Annotated in this window: 2 protein-coding genes, 1 tRNA gene and 1 pseudogene; 1 reads left to right on the top strand and 3 read right to left on the bottom strand. The window is 66.8% G+C overall.

Annotated features, from left to right (window positions below):
• From PHP59_RS12145 to PHP59_RS12750, 3 genes and pseudogenes are all read right to left on the bottom strand, one after another.
• Positions 1–252, bottom strand: a pseudogene (locus tag PHP59_RS12145) (integrase); the annotation flags it as partial.
• Positions 253–314: 62 nt separating this feature from the next.
• Positions 315–398, bottom strand: a tRNA-Ser gene (locus PHP59_RS12140).
• A gap of 41 nt (positions 399–439) precedes the next feature.
• The gene (locus PHP59_RS12750) at positions 440–2,041 is read right to left on the bottom strand and encodes an RNA-guided pseudouridylation complex pseudouridine synthase subunit Cbf5 (protein ID WP_366943770.1); all 1,602 of its coding nucleotides are present in this window, start codon (positions 2,039–2,041) and stop codon (positions 440–442) included.
• A gap of 85 nt (positions 2,042–2,126) precedes the next feature.
• Between PHP59_RS12750 and PHP59_RS12125 the strand changes: the two genes are divergently transcribed.
• Positions 2,127–3,335 (top strand): tripartite tricarboxylate transporter permease, encoded by a 1,209-nt coding sequence (locus PHP59_RS12125; protein WP_300167347.1) that lies wholly within the window; start codon positions 2,127–2,129, stop codon positions 3,333–3,335.
• The last annotated feature ends 3 nt before the right edge of the window (positions 3,336–3,338 follow it).

The raw sequence follows: 3,338 nt of genomic DNA, 5'->3' as shown, positions 1-3,338 counted from the left end.
GAAGATGGCGTTGGTGCGGTACGGCCCGACGAAGCGCCGCCAGTTGACGAGGAGGTAGACGAGTTTGTTCACCCGGATGGTGGTGAGGCTGCACGATGCCTGTTGTTCGGTGATGAAGGCCGCGATGAGAGTGGCATCGTCTTCGGTGAGACGGCCCTCGGCAAGGGCGCGGTCGACGGAGCGGTGCGCATAGACGGGCTTGACAAGATGGAAAGCCCGGTCTTCTTGGGTTGGTGCGGTAGTTGAACCCATGATGAGGGGTCAGAAAGGCGGTATTTAACTCTTGGGGAGAAGAATCGAACTTGATTTCAAAACGCTGAGGGGGAGATTTGAACTCCCGAGAGACTTGCGCCTCACGGGCTTTCCAGGCCCGCGCCCTACCGCTAGACTACCTCAGCACTCGCCTTATACTATAGGCCCCCCCGTTTTTTAATCCTATCTATTTGGCCGGCCCTCGGGGGTGCGTCGTCCAGACCCGCGGATAGGTCCCGGCGGCCATCATCACCGCCCGCGGGGCGAGCACAAGCCCGGTCTTCCCGGGTTCGTAGGCCGAGGAATCGGTGAGTGCTTCGCCGAGGCAGATGAGTTCGTCCTTCTCCGAGAGCACGGCCACAAGATCGCCTTTCTGGTACTTCGTCCGCGAGAGGACCCCGACCCCCGCGAGCTGGGCCCCGTGACAGAGGGCGTCGATCGCCGTATCCCGCACGACGATCCGCGGGAGGTCGCCGATGCCCTGGATCGGCGGGAGGATGAGGGCTGCAAGGGGTGCGGTGTCGCCCGCCCGTGCAGCGACCACGGCGTCCCTGACCTCGTGGAGGGTGCAGGTCTCGTTCTCGCCGACGGCGCCTGAGCGGGTCCGGCGGAGTTCCTGCATGTGGGCCCCGACACCGAGGGCGAGGCCGAGGTGGTGGCAGAGCGACCTGATATAGGTACCCGCGTCGCAGACCGCCCTGAAGAGGACGAGTCTCCCGTCCACGTCCAGCACCTCCAGGTCGTAGATCCGCCTGATCCGCAGGTTTCGCTTCACCGCGCTCCTGCGGGGCGGCCTCTGGTAGATCCTGCCGGCGAACTCCCTGGCCGTCTCTTCGATCTCCTCCCTGCTGACGTCACCGTGGAGGCGCATCAGGCAGACATACTCTTTTCTTTCCTTCAGCAGGACCGGCGCGAGACGCACCGCAGGACCGATCATGATGACGAGCACGCCGGTGACCATCGGGTCGAGGGTGCCGGCATGCCCGATTGGCATGCCGAGCATCTCTCCCACCCATGCGGCGACCTGGTGGCTCGACGGCCCCCTTGGTTTGTCCACGGCGATGAGGCCGGCCTGCGGGACGCCCGGCACCCGGTGCTCGGGCCCGGTTCTCTCCTCCCTGCTGTTCAGTGCGGCGAGAGTCCCGGCAAGGGACCCGTCCCCGACGACGTCGGGCGCGACGCCGGCCCGCTCCATCGCGGTCGCGGTCACGGTGCCGATGGCGGCGACTGTCTGCCCTGCCTGCCGCGTCCAGTGCGCCTCGGTAAAGGACGACGCGCTCGTGAAGAGAACAGCGTCGGCACCTGCCGTGTCGAGGTCCTCCCCGGTCGGGACGAGGGTGTAGGCAGGGTACTCGCAGGCCTCGCCGCCCAGATCCCTGATCGCCTGAAGGAGGCCGGGGTTCGGCACCGCTGCCCGCGGGATGCCGACCTTCCTGCCCTTCAGCCAGTCCCCGAGATAGGGCGCGAAGTCAGCCGAATAATAGGAGGGGAGGGTCTCGGGCTGGAGGCCGCAGGCCTTCAGCGTCTGTGCCGTCCGGGGCCCGATGGCGACGATGCGTGCGCCTGCGTCCGGGCGCAGCCGGGGGGCGATGACCTCGGCGGGCAGGGCGCTCGTGAAGAAGATGGCGTCGAAGTTTCCGGCATTCGCCTCGGCCACGAAGCGGTCGATGTTCTCCTCCTGGAGTTCGGCCCGCAGGGGCGAGACCGTGTAGCAGGTATGCCCGTATTGGGCGCAGAGGGCGGCGTCCCTTCCCGCCTTCTCAGCAAGACGGGTGATCGCAATCAACATTGTGCAATTGTTCGGTGCGGGTGGGATATGACGGTTTCCCCACCCGGCCGGATGATATATATGGGGCGGTTTCAGAATCTCGGGTGTGATAGCGGCCCTCGTCGCCGGCACCATCCTCGGCGTCGCCCTCGGCACGGTCAGTGGCCTGGTGCCGGGCGTGCACGTCAACACGATGGCAGGGCTTCTCCTCTCCCTCTCCCCGATCCTTGTCGTGAGCCTCGGCACTCCCGTGCTGGCCGCGGCCCTTGTCGCCGCTCTTGTCACACACACTTTCCTGGACTGCGTCCCTTCGACCTTTCTCGGCGTGCCCGACGCCGACACCGCGGTGATGGTCCTCCCTGCTCATGCCCTCTGTCTGGAGGGGAGGGGCGGCGAGGCGGTGCGCCTCTCGGCCCTCGGGAGCGCTGCCGCCGTCGTCTGGGCCCTGCCCTTCTCTCTTCTTTTCCTCACCATCCTCCCCGCCTTCCAGCCCCTGTTTGATCTCTGGATCGGGGTCCTCCTCCTTGCGGTCGCCTGCTACCTCGTCGTCTTCTCCGAATCTCCCGAATGGGCGGCAGGGGTCTTTCTCGTCTCCGGCCTCCTCGGCCTCTTCACCTTCAGGTATTCCTTCCTTGCCTGGAACGGCGGCACCGGCGTCCTGATGCCCCTCCTCTCCGGCCTTTTCGGGGTTGCGGTCCTCATCTCCGCCTCCGGTGGCAGGATGCCGCCGCAGTCGGCCGCCGTCACCTATCCCGGCAGAAAGGAACTCTTCAGGTGTTCGTGCGCCGGGTCGCTGGCCGGCGCCGTCGTCGGCTGGCTTCCCGGCCTCTCGAATGCCACCGCGAATGCCGTCCTCGCCTCGGCGATCGACTACGGCGAGGACCGGCGGGGCTACATCCTCGCAACGAGCGCCGCAAACACGGCGAACGCCTTCCTCGGCCTCGCCGCCCTCTACGCAGTTGGCCGGACGAGAAACGGTGTCATGGTGGCCCTCGGCACCCTCGACATCCCGCCTTTCACCGCCCTCCTCTCCGTCGCCGCACTCGCTGCCGCTCTTGCCTATGCCGCCACCGTTCTCCTCTCGGGCACGGCCGGCATCTTTTCCCGCGTCCCCCTCCGCCCCCTGAACGCCGCCGTGATCCTCTTCGTCACCCTCCTCTCCTTCCTCCTCTGCGGCCCCTTCGGCCTCTTCGTCCTCGCCGCCGCCACTCTTGTCGGGAGGGTGCCGACGCTCGTCGAGGTCCGCCGGGTCTTCTGCATGGGGGCGGTGATGGTCCCGGTGATCTTGTCGTCCCTCGGGGTTGCGGTGCTGTAGGGG

The sequence above is a fragment of the Methanofollis sp. genome (genome assembly GCF_028702905.1).
Lineage (GTDB): Archaea > Halobacteriota > Methanomicrobia > Methanomicrobiales > Methanofollaceae > Methanofollis.
This window is presented reverse-complemented; position numbering and strand designations above follow the sequence as displayed.

Coding starts and splice junctions, on each gene's coding strand:
- PHP59_RS12750 (WP_366943770.1), bottom strand. CDS start 2,041: ATGTTGATTGCGATCACCCGTCTTGCTGAGAAGGCGGGAAGGGACGCC.